This is a genomic window from Microbacterium sp. JAI119, assembly GCF_013410135.1.
Lineage (GTDB): Bacteria > Actinomycetota > Actinomycetes > Actinomycetales > Microbacteriaceae > Microbacterium > Microbacterium oxydans.
This window is the reverse complement of the sequence record NZ_JACCCK010000001.1, coordinates 1968061-1992787: the sequence shown is the minus strand read 5'-3', so window position 1 is coordinate 1992787 and position 24727 is coordinate 1968061. Positions and strand designations below refer to the sequence as shown.

25 protein-coding genes, 4 tRNA genes and 1 pseudogene are annotated in these 24727 nt (G+C 67.4%); 13 read left to right on the top strand and 17 right to left on the bottom strand.

Features of this window, described 5'->3' with window-relative positions:
- Positions 1 to 19: 19 nt before the first annotated feature.
- Positions 20 to 604: a type II toxin-antitoxin system PemK/MazF family toxin gene (locus tag HDC31_RS09635; RefSeq protein ID WP_179516037.1), complete on the top strand. Its 585-nt coding sequence runs from the start codon at positions 20 to 22 to the stop codon at positions 602 to 604.
- On the opposite strand, the gene HDC31_RS09630 is transcribed toward HDC31_RS09635, so the two are convergent.
- Positions 570 to 1727 carry a DUF1611 domain-containing protein gene (locus tag HDC31_RS09630; protein WP_179516036.1) on the bottom strand — a complete coding sequence of 386 codons (1158 nt, stop codon included), beginning with the start codon at positions 1725 to 1727 and terminating at the stop codon, positions 570 to 572. The two genes, HDC31_RS09635 and HDC31_RS09630, sit on opposite strands and share 35 nt — an antisense overlap.
- 281 nt (positions 1728 to 2008) lie before the next feature.
- Here HDC31_RS09630 and HDC31_RS09625 point away from each other — a divergent pair, with 281 nt between their 5' ends.
- Positions 2009 to 2395 (top strand): SPW repeat protein, encoded by a 387-nt coding sequence (locus tag HDC31_RS09625; RefSeq protein WP_058631749.1) that lies wholly within the window; start codon positions 2009 to 2011, stop codon positions 2393 to 2395.
- Positions 2396 to 2465: 70 nt separating this feature from the next.
- Here the strand turns inward: HDC31_RS09625 and HDC31_RS09620 are convergent, their stop codons facing one another.
- Positions 2466 to 2909 (bottom strand): GIY-YIG nuclease family protein, encoded by a 444-nt coding sequence (locus HDC31_RS09620; RefSeq protein ID WP_082738598.1) that lies wholly within the window; start codon positions 2907 to 2909, stop codon positions 2466 to 2468.
- 92 nt (positions 2910 to 3001) lie between these two features.
- Between HDC31_RS09620 and HDC31_RS09615 the strand changes: the two genes are divergently transcribed.
- Positions 3002 to 4099 (top strand): sorbosone dehydrogenase family protein, encoded by a 1098-nt coding sequence (locus tag HDC31_RS09615; protein ID WP_179516035.1) that lies wholly within the window; start codon positions 3002 to 3004, stop codon positions 4097 to 4099.
- A gap of 20 nt (positions 4100 to 4119) precedes the next feature.
- Here the strand turns inward: HDC31_RS09615 and HDC31_RS09610 are convergent, their stop codons facing one another.
- The 4 genes from HDC31_RS09610 to HDC31_RS09600 form a co-directional block, all read right to left on the bottom strand.
- Positions 4120 to 5001 (bottom strand): aldo/keto reductase, encoded by an 882-nt coding sequence (locus HDC31_RS09610; protein ID WP_113681273.1) that lies wholly within the window; start codon positions 4999 to 5001, stop codon positions 4120 to 4122.
- Positions 5002 to 5103: 102 nt separating this feature from the next.
- Positions 5104 to 5235, bottom strand: coding sequence for a putative transporter small subunit (locus tag HDC31_RS19995; RefSeq protein WP_218867367.1), 132 nt, complete (start codon positions 5233 to 5235; stop codon positions 5104 to 5106).
- Positions 5235 to 6881: a sodium:solute symporter family protein gene (locus HDC31_RS09605; protein WP_113681292.1), complete on the bottom strand. Its 1647-nt coding sequence runs from the start codon at positions 6879 to 6881 to the stop codon at positions 5235 to 5237. The genes HDC31_RS19995 and HDC31_RS09605 overlap by 1 nt, the downstream gene beginning before the upstream one ends.
- A 463-nt stretch (positions 6882 to 7344) precedes the next feature.
- A tRNA-Val gene (locus HDC31_RS09600) sits at positions 7345 to 7420 on the bottom strand.
- A 151-nt stretch (positions 7421 to 7571) separates the two neighbouring features.
- Between HDC31_RS09600 and HDC31_RS09595 the strand changes: the two genes are divergently transcribed.
- The 3 genes from HDC31_RS09595 (at position 7572) to HDC31_RS09585 (ending at position 7868) form a co-directional block, all read left to right on the top strand.
- Positions 7572 to 7644: transfer RNA gene (locus HDC31_RS09595), tRNA-Gly, on the top strand.
- A gap of 54 nt (positions 7645 to 7698) precedes the next feature.
- A tRNA-Cys gene (locus HDC31_RS09590) sits at positions 7699 to 7769 on the top strand.
- Positions 7770 to 7796: 27 nt separating this feature from the next.
- A tRNA-Val gene (locus HDC31_RS09585) sits at positions 7797 to 7868 on the top strand.
- A gap of 151 nt (positions 7869 to 8019) precedes the next feature.
- Here HDC31_RS09585 and HDC31_RS09580 read toward each other — a convergent pair.
- The 7 genes and pseudogenes from HDC31_RS09580 to HDC31_RS09550 form a co-directional block, all read right to left on the bottom strand.
- Positions 8020 to 9244: pseudogene (locus HDC31_RS09580) on the bottom strand (Dyp-type peroxidase).
- Entirely contained in the window at positions 9244 to 9777 is a 534-nt protein-coding gene (locus HDC31_RS09575) for a copper chaperone PCu(A)C (protein ID WP_046747239.1), read from the bottom strand. The pseudogene HDC31_RS09580 and the gene HDC31_RS09575 overlap by 1 nt, the downstream one beginning before the upstream one ends.
- An 11-nt stretch (positions 9778 to 9788) precedes the next feature.
- On the bottom strand, positions 9789 to 10406 hold the full coding sequence (locus HDC31_RS09570) for a copper resistance CopC family protein (RefSeq protein WP_127012164.1): 618 nt from the start codon (positions 10404 to 10406) through the stop codon (positions 9789 to 9791).
- Positions 10407 to 10522: 116 nt separating this feature from the next.
- Positions 10523 to 11128, bottom strand: a complete 606-nt coding sequence (locus HDC31_RS09565; protein ID WP_113681274.1) for a hypothetical protein — start codon at positions 11126 to 11128, stop codon at positions 10523 to 10525.
- A gap of 67 nt (positions 11129 to 11195) precedes the next feature.
- Positions 11196 to 12548, bottom strand: a complete 1353-nt coding sequence (locus HDC31_RS09560; RefSeq protein WP_061018761.1) for a deoxyribodipyrimidine photo-lyase — start codon at positions 12546 to 12548, stop codon at positions 11196 to 11198.
- Positions 12549 to 12580: 32 nt separating this feature from the next.
- Complete coding sequence (locus HDC31_RS09555) at positions 12581 to 13000, bottom strand: hypothetical protein (RefSeq protein WP_113681275.1); 420 nt, start codon at positions 12998 to 13000, stop codon at positions 12581 to 12583.
- A gap of 58 nt (positions 13001 to 13058) precedes the next feature.
- Positions 13059 to 14009: an alpha/beta fold hydrolase gene (locus HDC31_RS09550; protein ID WP_058633044.1), complete on the bottom strand. Its 951-nt coding sequence runs from the start codon at positions 14007 to 14009 to the stop codon at positions 13059 to 13061.
- A gap of 165 nt (positions 14010 to 14174) precedes the next feature.
- Between HDC31_RS09550 and HDC31_RS09545 the strand changes: the two genes are divergently transcribed.
- From HDC31_RS09545 to HDC31_RS09525, 5 genes are all read left to right on the top strand, one after another.
- Positions 14175 to 15332: a histidine kinase gene (locus HDC31_RS09545; protein WP_113681276.1), complete on the top strand. Its 1158-nt coding sequence runs from the start codon at positions 14175 to 14177 to the stop codon at positions 15330 to 15332.
- A complete protein-coding gene (locus tag HDC31_RS09540) occupies positions 15329 to 15994 on the top strand; it encodes a response regulator transcription factor (RefSeq protein ID WP_046747172.1) in 666 nt (221 codons plus the stop codon). Before HDC31_RS09545 ends, HDC31_RS09540 begins: the two co-directional genes overlap by 4 nt.
- Positions 15995 to 16158: 164 nt before the next feature.
- Entirely contained in the window at positions 16159 to 18087 is a 1929-nt protein-coding gene (thrS, locus tag HDC31_RS09535; protein WP_257022115.1) for a threonine--tRNA ligase, read from the top strand.
- Positions 18084 to 18638 carry an HIT domain-containing protein gene (locus HDC31_RS09530; protein WP_046747170.1) on the top strand — a complete coding sequence of 185 codons (555 nt, stop codon included), beginning with the start codon at positions 18084 to 18086 and terminating at the stop codon, positions 18636 to 18638. The genes thrS and HDC31_RS09530 overlap by 4 nt, the downstream gene beginning before the upstream one ends.
- A gap of 20 nt (positions 18639 to 18658) precedes the next feature.
- Positions 18659 to 19189, top strand: a complete 531-nt coding sequence (locus tag HDC31_RS09525; RefSeq protein ID WP_179516034.1) for a hypothetical protein — start codon at positions 18659 to 18661, stop codon at positions 19187 to 19189.
- Between the two features lie 12 nt (positions 19190 to 19201).
- On the opposite strand, the gene pdxY is transcribed toward HDC31_RS09525, so the two are convergent.
- Together pdxY and HDC31_RS09515 are read right to left on the bottom strand one after the other, a co-directional pair.
- On the bottom strand, positions 19202 to 20053 hold the full coding sequence (gene pdxY / locus HDC31_RS09520) for a pyridoxal kinase PdxY (RefSeq protein ID WP_058633080.1): 852 nt from the start codon (positions 20051 to 20053) through the stop codon (positions 19202 to 19204).
- Positions 20054 to 20099: 46 nt separating this feature from the next.
- A complete protein-coding gene (locus HDC31_RS09515) occupies positions 20100 to 21407 on the bottom strand; it encodes an aminotransferase class I/II-fold pyridoxal phosphate-dependent enzyme (protein WP_113681279.1) in 1308 nt (435 codons plus the stop codon).
- 89 nt (positions 21408 to 21496) lie between these two features.
- On the opposite strand from HDC31_RS09515, the gene pdxS reads away from it, so the two are divergent.
- Together pdxS and pdxT are read left to right on the top strand one after the other, a co-directional pair.
- Positions 21497 to 22390 (top strand): pyridoxal 5'-phosphate synthase lyase subunit PdxS, encoded by an 894-nt coding sequence (gene pdxS / locus HDC31_RS09510; protein WP_179516033.1) that lies wholly within the window; start codon positions 21497 to 21499, stop codon positions 22388 to 22390.
- Entirely contained in the window at positions 22380 to 22991 is a 612-nt protein-coding gene (gene pdxT / locus HDC31_RS09505) for a pyridoxal 5'-phosphate synthase glutaminase subunit PdxT (RefSeq protein ID WP_258546432.1), read from the top strand. The genes pdxS and pdxT overlap by 11 nt, the downstream gene beginning before the upstream one ends.
- A 9-nt stretch (positions 22992 to 23000) precedes the next feature.
- On the opposite strand, the gene HDC31_RS09500 is transcribed toward pdxT, so the two are convergent.
- Both HDC31_RS09500 and HDC31_RS09495 read right to left on the bottom strand, forming a co-directional pair.
- Entirely contained in the window at positions 23001 to 23876 is an 876-nt protein-coding gene (locus HDC31_RS09500; protein WP_257022008.1) for an aminoglycoside phosphotransferase family protein, read from the bottom strand.
- A gap of 44 nt (positions 23877 to 23920) precedes the next feature.
- Positions 23921 to 24643: a dienelactone hydrolase family protein gene (locus HDC31_RS09495; protein ID WP_113681282.1), complete on the bottom strand. Its 723-nt coding sequence runs from the start codon at positions 24641 to 24643 to the stop codon at positions 23921 to 23923.
- Between the last annotated feature and the right edge of the window lie 84 nt (positions 24644 to 24727).

The window sequence follows — 24727 nt, the reverse complement described above, 5'->3', positions numbered from 1 at the left end:
CTGCGGTTAGGGTGACCGTGTGAGCAAGACCAACGGCATCCTGGCAACACTCGCGGAGATCCTGCTCAAGGCAGTGGGCTCCGGCCGGGCGTCTCGGACATCAGGTCCGAGGCGCCCGGACGCGCGTCTACGGACACCCCACGAGCGTCCTGGGACCGCGACCACCGGAGCAGATCGCGGAGCCACGCGCGGTACCCAGACCTTCCGCGTTGACCCGGAGCGGATCACGAACCTGCAGGTCGCGTACACGCCGCAGCGGGACGGCGCCCCGGACGCCGGAGAGATCGTCTGGACCTGGGTGCCCTACGAGGAGAACGACGGACGCGGGAAGGATCGTCCCGTTCTGGTGATCGGCCGGGAATCCGTCGATCGCGTATACGCGGTCCGGATGACCAGCAAACCCCACGACGGCGAGCGGGACTACCTCTCGATCGGCACGGGTGCGTGGGACTCTCAGGGTCGAGAGTCCTGGGTCGACGTCGAGCAGCTGTACAGCGTGCACGAGAGAGGACTGCGGCGGGAGGCCGCCGTCCTCGATCGAGGCCGTTACGACCGGGTCGTGGCTGCTCTCACGCGGCGTTACGGCTGGTCCGTCGCGGGCTGAGCGTCGGGAACGACTGCAGCACCATCTCGACGAGCTCGCTCAGCGGCCGGGTCAGCGGATCCGTGGCGGGGAGTCCGGTGTCGAGTTCGATCTCGTCGATGGCTGTGGCGAGCTGCTGTGCCGTGAGGTTCTCGTGGTTCACGGTGACGCCGATGACCTTCGTGTCTGCGAAAGCCTCGATCAGCGTGATCTCACTCGTGACCGTCGGCATCGCGACCATCGGGAAGTCGCCCAGGACCGCACGACCCGGGGCATGCTGCACAATGACGCCTGCGGGTTGGCTTCCGCGAAGGATGTGAGCGGAGGTGATGTACGCGGGGTGGCTGAGCGCACCCTGACCCTCCACGATGATCACGTCGGGGTCTTCGCCCTCGAACGCCGCGACCACCTGGTTCTCGACCTCCCCCGAGCAGAACTGCGGCACGAGGGCGTCGAGCGCGACGCCGTATCTCCCGCCCTGGATGATCGTGGTCTGACCGGTGCCGACCAATACGGCATGGATGCCCTGCTCGTTGAGCGCACGGACGAGGATCGTCGCTGTCGTGCGCTTGCCGATCGCTCCATCCGTACCGAGGATCGCGATACGCGGGCAGGTCACGTCGAAGATGCGTCCGGAGAACAGGTGGAGATCCTTCTTGTCCTTCGGGCGGCGGATGTCGGTGATCGTGACCTGGGCGAGCAGCGCGGCCGCGACGAACTCGGCATCGTCTGTGAGGAACTCGTGCAGGCCGTTGATGATGTGCATCCCGCGGGCGATGCCGTCCAGGAGCACTGTCCGCTGGTCGGCGGAGAGCAGTCCGTCGGCGGGGGCGACGCCGCAGATCAGGTAGTCCGGGACCTGGCCGGCGTGCGCGATAGCCGTGGGGAGACCCTCGAGGATCGGGATGTCGTTCGCGCGCCCGTCCAGGAACATTCCGGCATCCGCGCCGGCGTGAGTGCTGTCGATGACGCTGAGGACCTCGTACTTCTCGGAGTGGCGGACCAGGCCGTTGGCGGTCTTGCCGTCCTGCTCGCCGAACTGGCCTTCGCAGTAGACGATCGCCGTCGTCCCCGCGGGGAGGGCGATGGGCGCAGCCCACGCGTGCGCGGGGTCGATGAAGGACGGGATTGACGGGGTGGGCATGACGCTCCTCGGGCTCACACAGAGGAGGCGACGGAGAACGAAATGACCGATGAGGCCCGTTGGTCGACGAGAAGTCTTCCCTGATGCCGACAAGATGCCGACATCTTCACCGTAGCAGTGCTGTCTGGGACCGGGCCGCGAGGAAGTAAAGGGCCGGTCCGGTGCCGGACCGGCCGGAACACCTCGATTTCCGATCGACGCATGAAGGAGGGCAATCCGATCGGACGTGTGCTTCGAACCATCGGTGAGTCGCGAAAAGCGGCGCCACCCAAGGAGGAATCATGCGTTTCATCCCCACCAAGGTCCACGGAGTCCTCGACTACATCGTCGGCATCGCGCTCATCGCCGCCCCCTGGCTGTTCGGCTTCGCGAGTGTCGGCGGAGCAGCGGTCATCATCCCGATCGTGCTCGGCGTCGGGCTGATCGTCTACAGCCTCTTCACGAAGTACGAGTGGGGCCCCTTCGGCTTCATCCCGATGCCCGTCCACCTCGTGTTCGACATCGTCGCCAGCCTCTTCCTGGCGCTCTCGCCGTGGATCTTCGGATTCGCCGGTGAGGCGCTCAACGTCTGGCTCCCGCACGTCGTCGTCGGAGTCGCCGTGATCGTCGTGGTGCTGTTCTCCCAGCCGCAGCCCGCGACCGCCCGGGGACGCGCCGCAACGGCCTGACCCCACCCCCGGACGCGGTGCCGGGCGACTGGACTTCCCGAAGCAGTCGCCCGGCATCGTCATGTCGGGGCTAGTCGCGTGTGCTTTCGACGCCGCGGAGCGTCTCGCTCAACCAGCGGCCGTAGAGCCGCCAGGGATCGCCCTCCCGCTGGAGCGCGGCGACGTGGGTGCGGAGCTCATCCGTGAACGTGAACCATTCGCCTCCTTCACGGATGCTGGCGAAGTCCCTGTGGCGTTGCTGCTCGACAGCTCGCCCTCCGCGCTCGAAGGCGAGGAGCTCTTCATGCCGGATGTTCGCCAGTCGCTGCCGCGGACGGCGGCTCGTGCCGATCTTCACGCGGCGGTGGAAGCGGATGTAGTAGACGACATCGACCCGGGGGAGAGGCAGGTCGGTATCGGGGGCATCACCGTACCGCCAACCGCAGGAGCTGCAGCACAAGGCGCCGTCTCGGCGGACACCTCGCGCGTTCCCGCAGAGGGCGCACGGACCCGGCAGTGTGAGTTCGGACGACACCGTGGCAGGCTACGCGCCCCCTCGGACACCCGCGCTCTTCACCCTGGGGCGCGACGTGCGTAGGGTCGAGTCCATCGGCGGAGGGAACGAGGATGATGGCGGCGGTGCGGATGATGAAGGCGTCGCTCGCGCTGTGGCTCGGCGCGATCGCACTCGTCGCGTGCGCGCCGCCGGCCGTCACGCCGACGACTCCCACGCCACCGGGTCCGACGCGCCCTGCGGAGTCCGGAGACATGCCAGCGGGAGAGGTCACGACGATCGCGGAGGGTCTGGCGGCTCCCTGGTCCATCGCCTTCTCCGGAGACGTCGCGTTGATCAGTGAACGTGACACCGCCCGCATCCTCGATGTCTCGGACGAGGGGGCGCTGCGTGAGGTGGGCGTGGTTCCCGGCGTCGAGCCGCGCGGCGAGGGCGGGCTCCTCGGCATCGCCGTACGGGATGCGTGGCTGTACGCGTACTCGACGGCCGCCGACGAGAACAGGGTGCAGCGTTTCGCCCTGTCGGGGCTGCCGGGGGCGATGGAGCTCGGCCGATCGGAGACGATCCTCTCCGATCTCCCGGCCGCCGGGAACCACAACGGCGGACGGATCGCCTTCGGCCCCGACGGCATGCTCTACGTCACGGTCGGAGACGCAGGAGATCGCGATGGCGCACAGGGCCTGGAGTCGCTGGCAGGGAAGATCCTCCGCATCACGCCCGACGGGGAGATCCCGGAGGACAATCCTGTTGCCGGATCAGCCGTCTACAGCTTCGGACACCGGAACCCGCAGGGACTCGCGCGGGATGAGGATGGAACCCTGTATGCGAGTGAGTTCGGTCAGGACACCTGGGACGAACTGAACGTGATCGAGCCCGGTGGCAACTACGGGTGGCCGACGGTCGAGGGCATCGCCGATCGGGAGGAGTTCGTCGATCCGATCCAGCAGTGGCCGCCGGACATCGCGAGTCCGAGCGGCATCGCGATCGCGTCGGGATCGATCTTCATTGCGAACCTCCGAGGGGAGCGGCTCCGGGAAGCGCCGCTCTCCGCTCTCCGCATCGCCGAGGAGCACTTGGTCGGCGCGCTCGGGAGGCTGCGCGACGTCGCGGTCGCTCCCGACGGGGCGCTCTGGATCCTCACGAACAACACGGACGGGCGTGGTGATCCGCGCGAAGGCGACGACCGCGTCGTCCGTGTCCAGATCGAGTAGCGCGGCGGCCGGCGCCGACCTCACTCTTCGGGAATCTCGCGCCCGAACGCCTCGAGCGTGATGGCCTCAGGCTCAGGTCCACCGCGCACACCGGAGTCGAGATCGTCGATGCGACCGATCTCGTCGGCGCTGAGCACGAAGTCGAAGACGTCGAAATTCTCGGCGATGCGAGCGGGCGTGACGGACTTCGGAATGGCCTGGACGCCGTTCTGGAGATGCCAGCGCAACATCACCTGAGCGGTCGTCTTGCCATGCGCCTCGGCGATCGCACGGATCACGGGGTCGTTGAACGTGCTTCGGGACTCGTCCCCTCGGTAAGACGTGATGCCGCCGATCGGCGACCATGCCTGGGTGAGGATGCCGTGCTCCGTGCCGAGCCGCTGCAGCGGCTTCTGCGAGAAGTACGGGTGCACCTCGATCTGGTTCACCGCCGGCACGATGGTGGTCTCCGCGAGCAGCCGTTCGAGATGGGGCACCATGAAGTTGCTCACGCCGATCGCTCGTACCTTGCCCTCCGCGAGCAGGGCCTCGAGAGCCCTGTAGGCGCTGATGGTGCGATCGAACTCTCCGGGGAGGGCCTGGTGGAGGATGAAGAGGTCGATCACGTCGACCTGCAGCTTGCGGACGCTCTTCTCCCACGCGTGGAGCGTCTCCGAATACCCGTAGTCGGAGATCCAGACCTTCGTCTCGAGGAAGACCTCGTCGCGGCGGAGACGCGACGCCCGGAGCGCGTCGCCCACGCCGCGTTCGTTCCCGTAGGCCGCCGCGGTGTCGATGAGTCGGTATCCGACCTCCAGAGCGGAAGCGACGGCGTCCGCCGTCTCGGCGGGGGGAGTCTGGAAGACGCCGAAACCCAGTGCGGGCATCGCGACCCCGTTGTTCAAGGTGAGGTGAGTGGTCATCACTCGACGCTATGCCCGGTCGTCAGAGCGTGGGAGGTACGGTCAGTACCCGGCAGACCCCGCACAGACGGTTCGTCTATGCCTGCGCGGGGTCTTCGATCGTCAGATGATGTCGCGTCCTTCGCGTTTCGCTTCCTTGGCATCCTTCACGAATGCGCGGATCACGACGGCGAGCACGCCGACGACGATGATCGGCCACACCAGCCCGTAGGCGGTCAACAGCAGGGTCTCCATCAGGCGTCCTTTCCGGCGAGCGTGTTGTCGCCCTTCACATCGGCTGTCGGCGCGACCGCCACGGTGTCGAAGCGGCCGGTGCGTTCCTTGATCAGATCGAAGTCGAATCTCCTCGTCCTGTTCATCATCGTGAGGCCGACGCAGACGAGCGTGCTCACCGCGTAGGCCACCAGCGAGCCCGACAGCACCGGATACTCGTGGAGGAAGCCGATCGCGAACGGAGCCGATATGACGGTGGCGAGCCCACCGACGATCAGTGCCACCCGCAGGCCGAAGAAGCCGAACGACATCAGAGCGAGGACCACCCCGATCCCGATGACCGACAGGATGTCACTCACGAGCCCCCAGCCGCCGGACAGGGAGATCCACTCGAATCGCACCGGCAGGAACGCGGCGAGGGCGGCGATCACGGCGATGCTGAACGCGGCGTTCGTGACGCGATCCCAGTAGAAGCTCGCGATGACGGGGAACACGAGCGCTCCCCACATCGCGCCGACGAAGACCAGCAGGTCGAGGATGTTGAACTGCATCGACGCGAAGCAGAGCGCTGCGGCCGTCGCGCCGATCATCGTGAGTCGGCCGACGAGCAGCATCGTCTTCGGGTTCGCGTTCTTCTTCCCCGCGATGTTCTGGCCGTAGACGTCGGCCATCATGATCGACGAGAGCGCTGTCATATCGGCATCCGCGGTGGAGGACAGCGATCCGATGATCATGACGAAGAACACGCAGATCAGGATCGGCGGCAGATAGGTCGACGCCATCTGCGGGATCAGGTTGTTCACGTCGCCGTCCATGGGCTGGACTCCCGCGTACAGGGCGAGCACGCCCAGCATGCCGATGCCGATGATCGATGCGCCATAACCGAAGGTCGCCGTGACGAAGGTCTTCTTGATCAAGTCTTCGCGAACCGCGAAGAGCCGCTGCGCGATGGTCTGGTTCCCGATGGCGTAGGCGAGCACGGCAGCGATGTACGGCGCTCCCTGGTTGAAGAAGGCATCCGAGGAGAAGAAGTCTCGCTGCTGCGGAGTGAGGTTCGACGCGCCCGTGACGAACAATTCAGGTCCCCCCGCGGCGAAGAAGATCACCGGGACGATGATCGCGACCGCTCCCAGCATGGCGATGACCTGCGCGAAGTCGGTCAGCACGGAGGCCCGGAACCCCGACCACAGCGTGTAGGCCAGAACGCCGATCGCGATGGCGACGATGCCCTGCGTGAACGTGAACGGTGACAGCATCGCGACCAGTGCTCCGCCGGCGATCAGGTTCGACGTGAGGCTGATGAGGCTCCCGAGCACGTTGGAGCCGGCGAGCATGAGCTGGCTCGAGCGCCCGTGGCGGGCGAACATCACTTCGGCGATCGTGTGCGCGTGGGGCGCGACCTTGCGGATGCGTCGACCGAAGGGGTAGATGAGCAGGATCATCAGCGCGCCCCAGAGGCCGTAGTGGATGGGCCCGGAGATGCCGTAGGTGTATCCGGATGTCGCAGAGGCGTACATCGAGGATGCCCAGATCCAGGTGGCCGTCATCGACGCGGCCGAGATACCGAAGCCGATCTTGCCGCCGCCGGTCATGTATCCGTCGGCGTTCTCCCTTCTCCGGGAGATGCGGATGGACATGTAGAGGCTGCCGCCGAAGAACAGCAGCATGAGCAGGACCACGATCGGGCCTGACAGTGTGGTGAATTCTTCCACCGGGTACTCGCTTTCTCGTCGTGATGCGGCGTTGCCGCGTGTCGATGGAGAACGAGTCCCGCTAGGTGGGGGAGTACTGCGTCGTCTGGTGTTGGGGATTGCGGGGGCTGCGGTAAGCGGTCGACATGGCGAGAACGAACCTGGACCACTGAGGCGCATCGCAGCACACAGACGAGTGGCCCGGGGTGCGGCTCCTTTCGGGACGGCCGTTTCCGGGCGCACCGAACAGCAGTGCATCCTCGAACGGGATTCGTGGATCGCGTCGGTGAGCCTCCGGGCATCTGACGCCTGAGATCACCGTGAACGCGTGACCATCGCTCCGGGGGATGAGCGTCTTTCGACCATAGCAAGTTCTCAGGAAACTCGCGGGGCGCATGGTGAGGGAACAAGAAAGCCCCCGGGGAGACCGGGGGCTGGATGGTGGGCGATACCGGACTCGAACCGATGACCTCTTCCGTGTGAAGGAAGCGCGCTACCAACTGCGCCAATCGCCCATACCTGTGGGGTACGTCAACCGATACTACCGGACGCTACGGGGCGGTGAAGACCACTCAGCGAGACACGCGCGAGATTCGCTGCCGGTTTGGCGGAGTGCGGATCTTCGGCTAATGTTTCATGAGTGCCCGGGACAACCGGGAACGAAATGCGGATGTAGCGCAGTTGGTAGCGCACAACCTTGCCAAGGTTGGGGTCGCGAGTTCGAGTCTCGTCATCCGCTCGAGTGCAGCAGGTCTTCTCAGGAAGGCGTGCAGCACGTGGGGTCAATCCACACGGTGGCGTGGCCGAGCGGCTAGGCACCGGCCTGCAAAGCCGTTTACACGGGTTCGAATCCCGTCGCCACCTCACGGGAAAACTGAATAGCCCCAACGGGCGCGATTGGCGCAGCGGTAGCGCGCTTCCCTGACACGGAAGAGGTCACTGGTTCGATCCCAGTATCGCGCACAGACAGAAACCCCCGGTTCTCCGGGGGTTTTTTCGTGTTCCACGTCGCTCCGCACGGCGGAGCGCAGGGATGTCGGACCGGTGAACGGATGTCGGGCCCGAATCAGGCTTTCGCCCCGACATCCGTTCACCGGACCCGACATCCGCCGGTTCATGCGAGAAGCGTCTCCCCGATGTACCCGCCCTCCATACATCCGGGCGGGATGGCGAACACCGCGGACCCGATCGGGACCGTCCATTCGTTGAGCAGGTCGAGCTCGTCCAGTCGACGCTGCATGGGGATGAACTGCCGCTCGATGTCGGCCTGGAATGAGATGAAGATCAGCCCGGACTCGGAGACTTCGGAGCCGACCGGACGTTCGTCGTAGTTGTACGCGCGGCGGAAGATCCTCTCGCTGCCATCGCCGCGCGCGCCGGATGTGCGCGAACTGCGGGATCACGGGGAACCCGATCGATGTCTTGGCCTCGAAGTCCGGTTCGTCGAACTCCTCCGTCCCGGTCAGTGGCGCCCCGTTGGCGAGGGTCCTCCCCACGGAGGCATCCCGACCGCCGCGGTCCAGCCGGTCCCACTTGTCGAGGTCCATCCGGATGCGGCGGAGCACCATGCCCGTCCCGCCCGCCAGCCACCCGTCCGCGCTCCACACGACCCCGTCGAAGTCCGCCGTTCCCGGTTCGGGGTTGGTGGTGCCGTCGACCTGCCCGAAGAGGTTGCGCATCGTCGTCCCTGGGCGCTCTGTACCGTAGGCGCGACGGAAGCCCTGCTGGGTCCATCGGATGCTCGCGAAGCCACGGGCATCCTTCAACAGCATCCTCGTCGCGTGGGCGACCGTCAGCGGGTCGTCACCGGCGATCTGGATCAGAAGGTCGCCGTCCGAGAACTCCGGCCGCAGCTGATCCACACCGAACGCCGGCAGAGGCGCGAGCCACGTCGGGCTCGTTCTGCCAGCGCGGGCGACCAGGTCGGGGCCGAAGCCGAAGGTGATGGTCAGCCGCGCAGGTGCGAGGGCGAGCTCCGGCTCGGAATCAGCGAGGGCGGGGACCCCCTGTGTGAGCCGGGCCGCGTCGTCCGTCAGGATCCGCATCAGGCGAACGAGCCCTTCGCGGTCCACGTCATCATGGAGGTCGAGGCCCACGAAGACACCGTGAGCTTGCGCTGCGGTGTCGACACCGGCCTGGTGCGTGCCGAAGAAGGGCACCGTCTGGTCGCCGTTCATCGGAGCGGCGACCGGCTTCGCGTCGTCCTTCTGATCGTTCAGGGCGAGATCCACTCCGACCGCCGCGACCGCGCCGACGCCGGCGACAGCTCCTCCGAGGAGGAACTGTCGCCGGGTCGACCCGGTGCGACGGGAGCGGGCGCCCTCAGCGGGCGCCGACATCACTGCCCCGAGCCGTCTTGCATGTCGCCGCCCTCGTAGTTCTCGTTCGCACCGGAGTAATCCTTGACGGGTGCGGTGAACTCGAATGTCGAGTCATCGGAGAAGGTCAGGGTGAAGGTGACGTCACTGCCTGCGGTGAGGGGACCCGTCAGATCCATCATCATGATGTGGTTGGCGCCGGGCTCCAGAGGGAGGCTCCCGCCGGCGGGAATGATGAAGCCGCCGTCCTTCTCGCGCATCACCATCTCTCCGGCCTCGTTCTCGACAGTCTCGTGCAGCTCGAGCATGTTCGACGCCTCGGACGCGACGGAGACGACGGTCACATCGTCGTCTCCGCTGTTGACGAGTGTGCCGAATCCTGCCGACATGCCCTCGTCGGCCGACTTGACCCAGGCATCCTCGATAGTCACGGTCTCGCCGGCCGGGCGCGGCGCCGATTCGGTCGGAGTGCTCTCCGGAGTGCACCCCGTGAGTGCGAGGAGGGAGACAGCGATCACAGCTGCCAGACGGGGAAGGTTCTTCGTGGTGTTCATGATGGTGTCTTTCACAGGTCATCTGCCGCGGAACCGCCGGCTTCCGGCGGTGCGGCTGCCGTCCGAGGACGGCGAAGGAATCGAATGGCGACGAAGACGAGGACGGCGATCGTCGCCCCGCCTGCGCCGATGAGCAGCACCCTGGGGATGCCGCCGGAATCTGCTGCGGTCTGATCCGACTGTCCTGCGGATGCCGGAGGGTTCTCTGTCGAGCCGCCGGCCGTCGGGGCCCGCATCGGCTCGGCATCGCCGACCGTGAAGGGGATGACGCCCGCGATCGGGTGGCCGTCCTCCGACACAACCTGCCAGCGCACCTGATAGCCCGCGACAGGCATCTCGGGAGCGAGCGGGGCCGTGACGGTGCGCCCGGCGACCGTGACGTCGCCGGCGACCCAGTCCTTTCCCGAGGCGTCGACGACCAGGACGACGGCCCCGGTCAGCGACTCGTCGAGGATCAGGAGCTCGCCGGAGAACGTCATCGTGATGCTTCCGGGGGCGGATGCCAACCGCTCATCGGCGGCCGGAGTGCTGGATACCAGCTGGTCGTGGGCAGACGCGGGTGTGGCGATCGCGAGGGTCGCGACCGTCGCCAACGCCAGCCCGGCCGCAATCCTGCGGACAGGGGACATGGGAATGGCCTCTCATCAGACGTCGCGTGCGCGACGTTCATGCATGCGTTCAGAACCCGCGCGCATCGAGCGCGCGGCGGTGACGCACCACGGGGCCGGTGGACCCAGGGCGCGGATCAGATCGCAGCGGCGAGAGGGGGTGCACGACCTCTGAGAGTCGCGAGAAGGATGAGGCTGGTGGCCTCACCGACGTCGAACCGCCCGGGAAACGCATCGACGACGTCGATACCGGGGAGCACGAGGACGTGATCGACACGCCGACGCACCCACCGGATGAGCTGAGCGGCGAGATCCCGCACGGCGATGAGCAGGCGCTCACCGCGGTACAGCGCCGCGATCGTCAGCACGGCGGCGAGAGCGTGTCCGAGCCACATGGACGCGTCAGCGCTCACCTCCGCCGGAATGCCTGTCGTCGGGGGAATCACCAGAGGGCCGCCGTGCACGTGTGGTGTCGAGACGCCGGACGGCGTGACCGTGCCGAGTACGAAGAGCGTGTGGAAGAGGAACTGGCTCATCGCCACGGACAGTCCGAGGCGGATCAGCGAGAGCGACCGCCCGGCGAGGAGCACGCAGATCATGAATGAGAACACCCACGGCACGAGGATGCCGAGCGGCCCCGGCATCTGCCCTCCGCCGGTGACGTGACCGGCGAGGGCGACGAAGATCGCCAGGGAGGAAGCAGCGAAGCCGCGGATGACGGCTGGCTTCCTGGACTCGGTCACGGCACCAGTCTGGCATGGACGGCGCGGACACCTCATCGCATGCCGCAGCGCCGCGTCCGCTCTCAGCTCATTCGCGCGGTGACTTCGGCGCTCTCTTCACGACGTCGTATGCGGAGAGCGCAGCCTTCCGCGTCTCGCCGAGGTCGACGATCGGCTCTGTGGGAGCGTCGGCTGCCCAACGGGAGATGTAGAGGTTCTGGGGGTCGAACTTCTTCGCCTGGAGCTCGGGGTTGAACACGCGGAAGTACGGCGCCGCATCGGCGCCCGAGCCCGCGACCCACTGCCAGTTGAACGGGTTGTTCGCCTCGTCGGCGTCGACCAGCGTGTCCCAGAACCACTCCTCTCCGCGGCGCCAGTCGATGAGCAGGTTCTTCACCAGGAAAGAGGCGACGACCATCCGCACCCGGTTGTGCATGTAGCCGGTGTGCCAGAGTTCGCGCATCCCGGCATCCACGAGCGGTACACCTGTCTCGCCGTGCTGCCAGGCGTCCAGGTGCGCGGGGTCCAGCGGCGGCCAGGGGAAGGCGTCGAACTCCGGACGGAGGTTCTCGGTGGCGAGATCGGGGGAGTGGTACAGCGTGTGCCAGGCGAACTCGCGCCACCCCAGCTCGGAGAGGAACCCGCCCGCCCCCTCGACGCCGACAGCCTCTTGCCATACCGCGAAGGGACTGATCTCCCCCCAGCGGAGGTGCGGAGACAGCAGCGACGTGGCTCCGGCGGCAGGTTCGTCGCGCGCCCGGTCGTAGTCCCGGAGGTCCTCGTCGAGGAACCGACGCAGACGTCGTCGCGCCGCGGGCTCGCCGGGTTCCCAGGCCTCGCGAAGTCCGCCTGCCCAGTCGGGCCGGGTGGGCAGCAGACCCCAGTCGCCGAGGTCATCGGATGCGGGTGCATCGCCCACGCCCGGAATCGAGCGGGGCTCCGGAAAGGGAGCGCGGGGGGCGGGAAGAGAGAGGCACGCGCGCCAGAACGGCGTGTAAACGGAGTAGTGCGTTCCGCTGCCCGTCGTCACAGTCCACGGCTCGTGCAGCAGGGAGCCCGCGAACGAGACGGTCTCGATCCCATCCGCCCGCAGGGCGGTCTTCAGAGACGAATCGATCTCGCGCTCGGCGCCGCCGTACCGTCGGTTCCAGAACACGGCTCCGGCGTCGATCTCCGAAACCAGCTCGCGCACGACACGCTCGGCGGCGCCGCGGCGCAGCACGAGATCACCGCCACGCTCGCGCAGGCGCTCCCCGAGCGACGCGAGCGAATGGTGGAGCCACCAGCGGGCCGCACCGCCGAGAGGTCGGACACCGGGGGATTCCTCGTCGAGCACGTAGAGCGCGAGCACCGGTTCCCCTCGATCGATGGCAGCCCGAAGCGCCGGGTTGTCTGCGAGCCGGAGATCATCTCGGAACCATACGAGCGAGGGGGACGTCATGATGTCATTCTCCTGGAGTGCGCGATCTCGGGTCACGCGCGACGCCGGTGGCTGCGTCGGCCGCGTGGGGTCGAGTCGCCTGTGGACCACAGCGCCCACAGGACCAGGAGCGGCTGCAGGAAGAGCCTGCCGAGACGTCGTGCATCCGTGTCGAGTCCCGACGTCGAGCGCTTGGTCCGCCACTGGTGGACGTTGCCCGGCATCACTGCGACGAAGAACGCGGCGGTCGCCCAGCCGATGCGGCGGCGTTCCTTCGGGAGGACGAGCAGTCCTGCGGCGAGCGCGATCTCGGCGGCGCCCGAGGCGATCACGATCGTGTCCTTGTCGAGTCGAGTCAGGCGGGTGGCCCAATCGGGCACGACCACACGGAATCCGCGGGTGCTGAGGAAGTGGCCGACCCCGATCGCGCCGAGCGCGACCGCCAGGATCCATCGTGCGACTGCTCTGTCCATCCGTTCACGTTACGTGATGCTCCCCGGTGCGCGGATGACGTCCGCTGTGAGTTCCGCCTCACTCCACGAGGGACGGCCTCTCGCTCTCCCAGGAGCGGAACGCATCGACGATCTGCGGAGTGTGGGTGTGATGGAGGTAGTGCTCGCCGTCGAGCGGCACGACGGTGCCATCCGCGACGGTTGCGGCCTGCTCCTCGTGCACCTGCAGCCACGTGGGCACGGTCGGATTGTCGGAGACGACGAACAGCAGCAGGGGAAGGTCTTCGGGGAACGTCGTTCCGAGTGCGTCTCGGAAGTTCACGGGGAGCAGTGACATCGCGTTCAGGTAGGTCGGACTCAGCGTGTTCCGATCGGTGAGCAGGGCGATCTGCGCGCGTGCTTCTTCGGAGTAGACGGCCTCGTCGTACCCCGTGCCGCGAATCGAGGCGATGAGACGAGCGAGTCCGAGGTTCTTCGCAGCGCCGAACAGCCCGACCGGCAGCTCCGTGTCGGAGCCCGGCTGGCCGGGGACGCTGCTGTCGATCCCCACGAACGCCCGCACCTCGTCGGGATAGCGATTCGCGAACTGGATGCCGTAGAGGCCCGCGATGGAATGCCCCATCAGCACGTACTCGTCGACCCCGAGCTGCTGCAGGGCGGAGTGGGTCTCGCTCACGATGTTCTCGGTGGTGCGCGGCTGATCCGTACCGTCGCTCAGCCCATAGCCGAAGGGCTCCACCACGATCACGCGATGGTCCTGCGCGAGCTCGGCGACGAGCGGCTCGAAGTCGAGGACGGGCGATGCGGTGCCGAAGCCGGGAAGGAGCACCACGTCCTCCGCGCCCTCGCCGACGATCAGCACGTTCATCTCCCGACCGTCCACAGCGACCTTCTGCCCGTAGGGTTCGATGCGATCCTGTTCGATCGCGGTCGCGACCACGTTTCCCACGGTGGTCGTCGCAAGGCCCAGCGCGACCACCCCGATGACGGAGGCGACCGCGATGAGCGTTCTCTTGACGTGCTTGTTCATGCAGACCTCTCCGAGCGCACTCCGTGTGCAGCCTCCCTTCCAGCTTTCCGATGCGCGTGCGCTACCGCATCGTCGTGCCGTGGGCATTCGTGTACCGCGATCGCGGTATCCCGTCTCATCCCGCCGGGGGATCCCCGGCGCGACGGTGCGCGGAATACTGGTGTGATGTCGGCAGCTCGTCCTCCACGAATCGCGTCGCTGTTCGGCGACGTGCTCGCCGTGCTCATCGTGACGCTGTTCGCCGTGTCGCCGTTCCCCGACGACGGCTTCCGCGCGGACGGATGGCTGATGGTGGTCGCGCTCCTGCCGGCGGCCGCGATGCTGCTCCGTCGTCGTTTCCCGCTCTTCACGCTCGGCGTCAGCCTGGCATGCGCCGTGTTCCTGGCGTTCGCCGGAGTGGTGTCACCGAGTGCGCTCATCGCTGTGGCGATCAGTGCATTCGCCACCGTGGATCGGCGCGGGCGTCTCGTGGGGGTCACCGCCGTCGGCGCGGCGACGGTGATCGTGTTCTTCGTCAGTGCGATTCCGCTCGGCGGCGATCTCTGGGACGCCCGCGCGCTGCAGTTCGTGTTCATCGTCGCTCTCGCCGGCGCGCTGGGAGACGCCACCCGGTCTCGCAGGGAATTCGTCATCGCGATGACCGAACGCACGGAACGTGCGGAGCAGGGACGCGAGGAGGAAGCGCGACGTCGGGTCGCCGAGGAGCGGGTGCGCATCGCTCGCGACCTGCATGACGTGGTGGCGCACCAGATCTCGGTCATCAGTCTGAACGCCGGCGTCGCCTCATCCGCGTTGGACCTCCGGCCGGAGCGGGCGCGGGAGGCGCTGAGCACGATCCGTCGTTCCTCGCGCACGGTTCTCGCCGACATCGGGGGACTGATGGCACTTCTTCGGTCCGACGATCCTGAGGACGTCCGTGATCTGCGCCCGCAGCGGGGACTCGCCGACCTCGACGCTCTGGTCGCGCAGTTCCGCGAGGCCGGGCTCCGTGTCGAGCTGCAGGACGCCCCGGATCGACCGCAGCTGTCGCCGGCAAGCGACCACGTCGCGTTCCTCGTGATCCTCGAAGGTCTGACGAACGCCCACAAGCACGGGGCAGGTGACGCGGCGCTCGTCCGGATCCGCACTGAGCAGGACTCGCTCCGACTCACCATCGTCAATCCCGCGGTAGATGAGGCGAGGGCTCCTGCCGCGTCAGGGGGTCACGGGCTACGAGGGCTTCGCGAGCGCGTCGTCGCCGTTCGCGGCGACGTGCAGACCGGCAGGGTCGGCGAGGAGTTCCGACTGGATGTGCGGATTCCGCTGGAAGGAGGTCAGCGATGATCCGTGTGCTCGTGGTCGATGACCAGCCGCTGGTTCGCCAGGCCGTTCGCGACATCCTGATCGACGGCGGCGTCGAGGTGATCGGCGAAGCGGCGAACGGGCGAGACGCCGTCGCGCAGGTGCGCCGGTCCAGCCCCGATGTCGTCGTGATGGACATCAGGATGCCTGAGCTCGATGGGATCGCGGCCACCGCCCAGATCACGGGTTCGTCCCCGTCCTCGGCGACCCGCGTGCTCATCCTGACGACTTTCGAGGAGGACGACTATGTCGTGGCAGCCCTTCGAGCGGGCGCCAGCGGCTTCGTGGGCAAGGGAGCGGAGCCGGAGGAGATCGTCGACGCCGTGCGGGTCGTGCACCGGGGGGATGCGCTCCTCTCCTCGGCGGCGACTCGTTCGCTGATCGAGCGTTCGGTGCTGCCGCAGCTCCCGCGTGCTGAAGCATGGCACGATGAGCCGTTGCGACAGCTCACCGACCGCGAGCGTGAGGTGCTGCTCCTCGTGGCGCGGGGCGATTCGAACCAGGACATCGCCGAAGCACTCGTGATCTCACCCCACACCGCGAAGACCCATGTGAATCGCATCATGTCCAAGCTGCAGGCGCGCGATCGGGCCCAACTGGTGATCCGTGCCTACGAGTCGGGAGTCGTGATCCCCGGGGCGTGAACGGCCTCCCGTGAGACGACGGGGCCGGACATGCTCGTGGCGGTCAGGACGACGGGATCATGCGAGTAACCTGGGTATCGACCCAGATGGAGAGAGTTTCTGTGCCTGAAAACGCCCGGCCGAATGACGGCTTCGCCCTGTTCACTGACCGAAACGTCGTCGCGATGCGCGTCAACGGCGAGCTCAAGGACCTCGCCACGACCGTGACCGAGACCGACGAGGTCGAGGCGGTCACGATCGACAGCACGGACGGATTGAACATCCTCCGTCACTCGGCTGCTCACGTGCTGGCGCAGGCGGTGCAGCGCATCAACCCGCAGGCGAACCTCGGGATCGGCCCGCCCATCACCGACGGCTTCTACTACGACTTCGGCGTGGAGACCCCGTTCACGCCGGAGGACATCAAGGCCATCACCAAGGAGATGCAGCGCATCGTCCGCGAGGGCCAGCGGTTCGTCCGCCGTGTGGTGACCGACGAGGAGGCCCGCGCCGAGCTCGCGAACGAGCCGTTCAAGCTCGAGCTCATCGGGCTCAAGGGCCCGGGCAAGGAGGTCGCCGAAGGCGCCTCTGTCGAGGTCGGCGAGGGCGAGCTGACGATCTACGACAACACCACCCGTGACGGCGAGGTCGTCTGGAAGGACCTCTGCCGCGGACCGCACCTGCCCAATACGCGCATGATCGGCAACGGATGGGACCTCACCCGCATCGCTGCCGCGTACTGGCGCGGCAGCGAGAAGAACCCGCAGCTGCAGCGCATCTACGGCACGGCCTGGCCGACGAAGGACGAGCTGCGCGCCTACCAGCACCGTCTCGAGGAAGCAGCCAAGCGCGATCACCGCCGCCTCGGCAAGGAACTCGATCTGTTCTCGTTCCCCGAGGAGATCGGGTCGGGCCTGTCCGTGTGGCACCCGCGCGGCGGCGTGATCCGCGGTGAGATGGAGCAGCACGCGCGCAAGCGCCACATCGAGGGCGGCTACACCTACGTGTACACGCCGCACATCTCCAAGGAAGACCTCTTCCTCACCTCGAACCACCTCGTCACGTACAAGGACGGCATGTTCCCGCCGATCGTGATGGACGAGGAGCGCGACGACGAGGGCAACATCACCAAGCAGGGCCAGGACTACTACCTGAAGCCCATGAACTGCCCGATGCACATCCTCATCTACAAGGAGCGCGCTCGGAGCTACCGTGATCTGCCGCTGCGGTTCGCCGAGAACGGCACGGTCTACCGCAACGAGCTCTCCGGCGCGCTGCACGGCCTCACGCGTGTGCGCGGGTTCACTCAGGACGACTCGCACCTGTTCGTCACGCCCGACCAGCTCGAGGCCGAGGTCGCCAAGGTCCTCGACTTCATCCTCTCGATGCTCCGCGATTTCGGTCTGACCGACTTCGAACTCGAGCTGTCGATGAAGGACGACGAGAAGTCCAAGTGGATCGGCTCGGACGAGTTCTGGGAGTCGTCGACCGACGCGCTGCGCCGTGTCGCGGTGGCCTCAGGGCTCAAGCTCACAGAGGTCCCCGGTGAGGCCGCGTTCTACGGCCCGAAGATCGACCTCAAGACGCGTGATGCGATCGGTCGCACCTGGCAGCTCTCGACTGTGCAGGTCGACCCGAACCTGCCGGAGCGCTTCGACCTCGAGTTCATGGACAAGGACGGGCAGAAGAAGCGCCCGATCATGATCCACCGCGCGCTGTTCGGCTCGATCGAGCGGTTCTTCGCGATCCTGCTCGAGCACTACGCGGGTGACTTCCCGGTGTGGCTGTCTCCCGTGCAGGTCGTGGGCATCCCGGTGGCGGACGACTTCGCCGACTACTTGGGCGACGTGATCGACACACTGCGCTCTCAGGGCGTGCGTGCCGAGCTCGACACGTCCGACGATCGCATGCAGAAGAAGATCCGGACGCACACGACCGGCAAGGTGCCGCTGCTGCTGATCGCGGGGGAGAAGGACCGCGACGCTGGCACCGTCTCTTTCCGCTACCGCGACGGGGCGCAGGAGAACGGTGTACCGATCGCGGACGCCGTAGCGCGCATCCGCGCGGCCATCGACTCCCACGCCCTCGTGCAGACAGCAGGGGACCTGGCGTGACCGACGGGGAGCAGCCGCTGGAGGATGCCGGACGCCTCGCCGGGGTGCCGGACGAGTTCCAGCGGTTGTGGACCCCGCACCGGATGGCGTACATCCAGGCGGGACCGGAGCCCCTGCGCGAAGAGTGCCCGTTCTGCGAGGCGCCGAAGTTCCCGGATGCCGAGCGGCTGGTCGTCGCACGCGGCGAGACGGCGTACGTGTTGCTGAACCTCTTCCCGTACAACTCCGGCCATCTGCTGGTCTGCCCCTACCGCCACATCGCCACCTACGACCAGGCGACGCCGGAGGAGGTCGCCGAGATCGGCGCGCTCACCCAGACGGCGATGCGCGTGCTGCGCGAGGTCTCGCGCTGCGACGGCTTCAACCTGGGCATGAATCAGGGCGCCGTGGCGGGGGCCGGCGTCGACGCCCACCTGCACCAGCACGTGGTGCCACGGTGGACGTCGGACGCGAACTTCTTCCCGATCATCGCGAAGACCAAGGCGCTCCCGCAGCTGCTGGGCGAGGTGCGCGAAGCCGTGGCTGACGCCTGGCCTCGCCCGAACGCGTGACTCGCGGTGTGCTGAACCCGATGGCTCTCCGGCATCGCTTCGCCGCAGCAGCGATCGTCCTCGGCGTCGCCTCATCCATGGCCGCCTGTGCACCGCAGCCCGATCCCCAGCGGACGGCGACACCGACGGCGGCACCGACGAGCGTAGAGGACGAGGGGCGCGCCTTCTACCTCGCCCAGGGGTTCGCGGAGAACGAGGGACGCCTCTCTCCGAAGACCCCGGCACAGCAGGCGCTGGTCGACGACGTGATCGAGAGCGGAGTCTGGGCAGGCATACCCGATGAGGACGTCGCCTGGATGAGCCTCGAGCTCACGATCGACGTCTGCCTCGTCGCGATCGAGTCCGAGCACCGGGTCGATGCGAGCAAGGTCGGTGACCACATCGATTCCTCCGAGATCATCGGCTCCTGGTCGAATGCGTTCGAAGAGAGCGACCCCGGTCTGCCTTTCATGCTCGGAGGCCTGGCGATCTCAGGCATGAAGTATCTCTGCCCCGATGACCACCCCGGTTGGCTCGCCGCGTATCGCGAGCTGCCCATCCCCACCGGATGACGGACGCCCGGCTCAGCGCACCTGGCGCGCCGTGAACTGCAGCCGCGGGTTCGCGTAGAACTCCTGGGCCTCGACGAGCTGCAGCTCGCGCTCTCCGGACTCGAGCGTCGCCTTGAGCAGGTCGTACACGCTGGACGCCGTGCGCTCGAGCGCGACCTTGGCACTGCCGGTCTCGACGTAGTGCGCAGTGAAGAGCGCGGCGGTCACGTCCCCGGAACCATTCGCCTTCATGGGCAGGTGCGGGGTCTGCACGAGCCAGGCACCCTTCTCATCGGCGGCGAGCATCTCGATCGTCCCCTCTTCGCGATCGGGGCGCTCGACACTGGTGACGAGCACGGTGCGCGGACCCATCGCGTGCGCGAGATCGACCGACGCGAGAGTGGACTCCAGCGTGTCAGGCTCGGTGTCGGTGAGGAAGCCGAGCTCGAACTGGTTCGGGGTGATGATGTCGGCGACGGGAACCACGCGCTCACGCAGCAGCACCGGGATCGCGGGGGCGACGAAACATCCCGACTTCGCGTTGCCCATGACCGGGTCGCAGGCGTACACCGCGTTCGGGTTCGACGCCTTCACTCGTGCGACGGCGTCGATGATCACGTCTCCGATGCCCTCTCCGCCCTGGTAGCCGCTGAGAACGGCGTCGATCTGGCCGAAGACACCGCGTTCCTCGATGCCGGTGATGACCTCGCGGACGTCACCCGGGGCGATCAGAGGACCGCGCCAGGCGCCGTAGCCGGTGTGGTTGGAGAAGTTCACGGTGTAGACGGGCAGCACCTCGACACCGATGCGCTGCAGCGGGAACACGGCGGCCGAGTTCCCCACATGCCCGTAGGCCACGGCTGACTGGATGGAGAGGATCTTCATTCTCCGACTCTTTCGTTCAGGGCGGGCCGGTGCCCGCGAGGTGTGGTCATCGCCCGGCGGCGACGAGGTCTGCGACCAGCGACTCTGCTTCATCGTCGGACAGGTCATGCACGGTGAGACGCAGATGATGAGAGGGCTCCGCCTTCTCATCGAGCGCGAAGTCGTCGCCGGTGCGGGCGAGCCATCCGCGGCGCATGAGGCGGTCGGCGATGGTCCGAGCCGGCTGGGAGAACTCGACCCACAGGCTCATGCCGTCGGACACCGTGGCCTCGATACCACTCGCTCGGAGTCGTTCGGCGAAGGCGGCGTTGCGCTGCGCGTAGTGCTCCGCAGCCGCTGCCACCTCCGACATCGCCGTCTCGTCGGTCAGCTGTGTAAGAGCGAGACGCTGCAGCAGGTGGCTCACCCATGTCGTTCCGGGGCTCAGCCGCATCGCGAGGCGCTCGGCGGTCTCCGCGTCCGTCGCTGCGATCGCGAGGCACATGTCCGGACCAAGGAACTTCGACACAGAGCGTACGAGGGCGAACCGGCGATGCTCGGGTCCGATGAGCGACTCGTAGGGTCGCTGCGAGAGCATCGAGAAGTGGTCGTCCTCGATGATCAGCACATACGGGTGGTCGGCGAGCACGGCACGGAGTTCGGCGGCCCGGGAAGCGGTGAGGCTCGCGCCGGTCGGATTCTGCGCCCGCGGCGTGCAGATGATGGCACGGACGCCCGCCTCCAGCGCGGTTCGCAGACCGTCAACGGTCATGCCCTCGGCGTCGACGGGGACGGGAGCCGCGCGATAGCCGCCCAGCCGCACCGTGTGGATGCTCGCGAGGAAACAGGGATCCTCCAGGGCGACGGCGTCATCGCGCATCAGCGCCTGGGCGAGCAGCCGCTCGACGGCGTCGACAGCTCCACTGGTCACGGTGATACGGAAGTCGACGCCGTCGAGGTCGCGCGAGATCCAGCGCGTCGACCACTCCTCGAGTCCGCGATCGATCACGGGCTCGCCGTAGAGCACAGGGCGGGAGGCGATGGTCATCAGGGCCGGTGCAGGATCGGGGATCAGGCGGGGGTCGGGGTTCCCCGTGCCGATGTCGCGGAGGACGGTGTCGGGGGCATAGCCTTCCTGCGCCACTGCCTCCAAGCCGGCGACGATGGTCCCTGCTCGTCCGCGAGACAGCACGAGCCCCGCCTGGGCGAGCTGTCGATACGCGGCGACGGCGGTGTTCCGGTTGACGCCGAGCGTGGCGGCGAGCTCCCGCACCGGGGGGAGGACGCTGCCGGGGCGGAGGATTCCGCGGTCGCGCAGGGAGCGCACGCTGTCGGCGATGTCCGCTGCGGTGGTGCCTGTGATCTGGTCGCTCATGGTCCTCCTCAGCGATTCTAGGTCGAATCGGACAGTGCTATGTTTGATCTAGATCAAACCCGACTTCGGTGCATCCGACAGGAGTTCCCATGGCAGACCAGACAACCACCGGATCGCCGCGCGTCAAGCGCGGTCTCGCCGAGATGCTGAAGGGCGGCGTCATCATGGACGTCGTCACGGCGGATCAGGCGAAGATCGCCGAAGACGCCGGAGCCGTCGCCGTCATGGCGCTCGAGCGCGTCCCGGCCGACATCCGCGCGCAGGGTGGTGTCTCTCGCATGAGCGACCCCGACATGATCGACAGCATCATCGATGCGGTGTCCATCCCCGTGATGGCGAAGGCGCGCATCGGTCACTTCGTCGAGGCCCAGGTGCTGCAGGAACTCGGCGTGGACTACATCGACGAGTCGGAGGTCCTCTCGCCTGCCGATTACGTGAACCACATCGACAAGTACGGCTTCACGGTCCCGTTCGTCTGCGGCGCGACCAATCTCGGTGAGGCGCTCCGCCGCATCAACGAGGGCGCAGCCATGATCCGGTCCAAGGGTGAGGCGGGAACCGGCGACGTCTCCGAGGCGATGAAGCACATCCGCAAGATCCGCGGCGAGATCGCGGCTCTCACGTCCCTGCCCAAGGACGAGCTGTTCGTGGCGGCCAAGGAACTGCAGGCACCGTACCAGCTGGTCGCCGAGATCGCCGAGACCGGCAAGCTTCCCGTCGTGCTGTTCGTGGCCGGTGGTGTCGCGACCCCTGCAGACGCAGCCATGATGATGCAGCTCGGCGCCGACGGCGTGTTCGTCGGATCGGGGATCTTCAAGTCGGGCAACCCTGCGGAGCGGGCGAAGGCGATCGTCAAGGCGACGACCTTCTTCGATGACCCGAAGGTCATCGCCGAGGTCTCGCGTGGATTGGGTGAGGCCATGGTGGGCATCAACGTCAGCGACCTTCCCGCGCCGCACCGTCTCGCCGAGCGTGGCTGGTAACACCAGGGTCGGCGTGCTCGCGCTGCAGGGCGACGTGCGCGAGCACGCCGCCCTGCTCTCGAGTCTCGGTGCCGACGTGGCGTTGGTGCGACGCCCCGACGACCTCGCATCGGTCGACGGGCTCGTCATCCCGGGCGGCGAGTCGAGCGTGATCGACAAGCTGTCGCGCGTCTTCGGGATGCAGCAGCCCATCCGCGAGGCCATCGCGGCAGGCATGCCGGTCATCGGCACGTGCGCGGGACTGATCATGCTCGCCGACGAGATCGTCGACGCCATCGAGGGACAGGAGTCGTTCGGAGGGCTGGATGTCGTCGTGCGCCGGAACGCCTTCGGCCGTCAGGTCGAATCCTTCGAAGCGCGACTCGACGTTCCCGCACTCGGCGCGGATCCGGTGTCCGCCGCGTTCATCCGCGGACCGGTTGTCGAGTCGGTCGGTCCGAGGGCCGACGTGCTGGCATCCCTGCCCGATGGACGCGTGGTCGCCGTGGAGCAGGGCGACCTGCTCGGTCTGAGCTTCCACCCGGAGATCACGGGAGAGACGAGGTTCCACGAGCGCTTTCTCGCTCGCGCAGACGCACGTCGCCGCGCTGCGGCGCGATAGGTCGTCGGCTCAGATCAGGCCCGAGAGCCACCGCAGAGCCGGCATCGCCTGCGCGCGCTGGAACTCCCGCAGGCCGGGGAGCTGCGGGATATCGGGTTGCGCCTGCTGGAACCAGAGGAACGATGCGAAGGCGGAGATCACGGCGAGCAGCTCAGCTTGAGGTGGTGCGCCGTGCTCTTCGAACACAGCCCACGCCTCCTCGCAGGCGGGGCCTCCGGATGCCTCGATGCTGGGGAGCAGACAGGGGAGGTCGATCCACGCGGCGCCCCTGCGCGCGTGCGGCCAGTCCAGCAGGTGTGCCCGTCCAGCGCTGATCAGGATGTTGTCTGCGCGCACATCGTCGTGCACGATGACGTCGCCGTGTACCGCGCTGCGGAAGCTCTCCTCGAGGCGCAGCAACGCCGGCATCCGCGCGGGGAGGCCGTGGGGGAGCGCCTCGCGCATCCCCCGATCCGCAGCGATCTCCGTCCACCTGGTGAAACCGGGGATCATGACAGCCTCTGCTCGAGGCATATCCGAAGGCGCAGGGGTGGTCGACAGCACGCGCAGGGCCTTGGCTACGGCGTGCAGGTCCGCCGTCGTCCACGGCTGGCCGGGGTGGCGGCCGTCGATCGCCTCGATTACGAGCGCCGTACCCGTCGGGTCGTCGATGGCTCCGAGGAGTCGTGGGGCGATGGCGGTCGGCAGATGCGAGAGCGTGCGCATCTCCTCGCGGAGGAAGTGCAGCGAGTCCGCGTGCCAATCCGCACCGCAGGCCTTGACGAATGCGCGCCCCGTCGTGGTCGTGACGACGCCCGCGTAGGAGGCGCTGAAGCCGCCATGGGCTGGCGCCTCCTGCACGAGATCACCCCCGATCGCGGAGATGATCCGAGATCGAAGTGGCATCGGGAGCGTATGCCAGTCGGGCCGGAGCCGATCTGCTCCCGTCGTCATCGTGCTGTCTTCTCGACGCCGGGTCCGTCGCGTTCGACTCCGCGCCGATGGGAGAGCATCCACTCATAGAGTTCGGAGTTCTCGTACGTCTCGGTCCATGAGTCGTGACCGACGCCCGCGTACCGGGTGAAACGCACGTCAGCGTCGAGGGCCTGCAGCTCGTCGACGATCTGCTCTGTCGCGGCGATCGGCACGACGTCGTCCGCGTCGCCGTGGAACGCCCAGGAGGGGATCGCGCGGATCGGAGCGGCGCTCTGCATCCACAGGCCACCGCAGATCGGTGCGATGGCCGCGAATCGATCGGGGTAGCGCACCGCGAGCGACCAGGTGCCGAAACCGCCCATGCTGAGTCCTGTCACCGAAACGCGCTCCTCGTCGACCCTGTGTGTGGAGCTCACCTCATCGATCAGTGCGGCCAGCGTCGAGAGCTCGGCGACCCATTGACTCGCCGCGGCGCACTGGGGTGTGACGAGGATGAAGGGGAACTCCTGCCCGTCGTCCGCCAGTCTGGGCGGACCGTGGACGGCGGCGAGATCGAGGTCGGAACCCCGTTCGCCTGCACCGTGCAGGAAGAGCACGAGCGGCCAGAGCCGGTGCGGATCATCGTCGTAGCCATCAGGGAGGTGGAGCAGGTACCGCAGGGTGTCGGCGGGCGCCGGTGCGCCGTCAGGAACCTCTGCCGAGCGGAGGGCGGGAGAGATGTGTCGTGATCTGCGCATGCTCCCATCCTGCGCCACCCGAGGCGTTCGTTAGAATGGACGATGCGCTGAGCGCGAGCTCATGCGGATACGACGAGCGGAGAC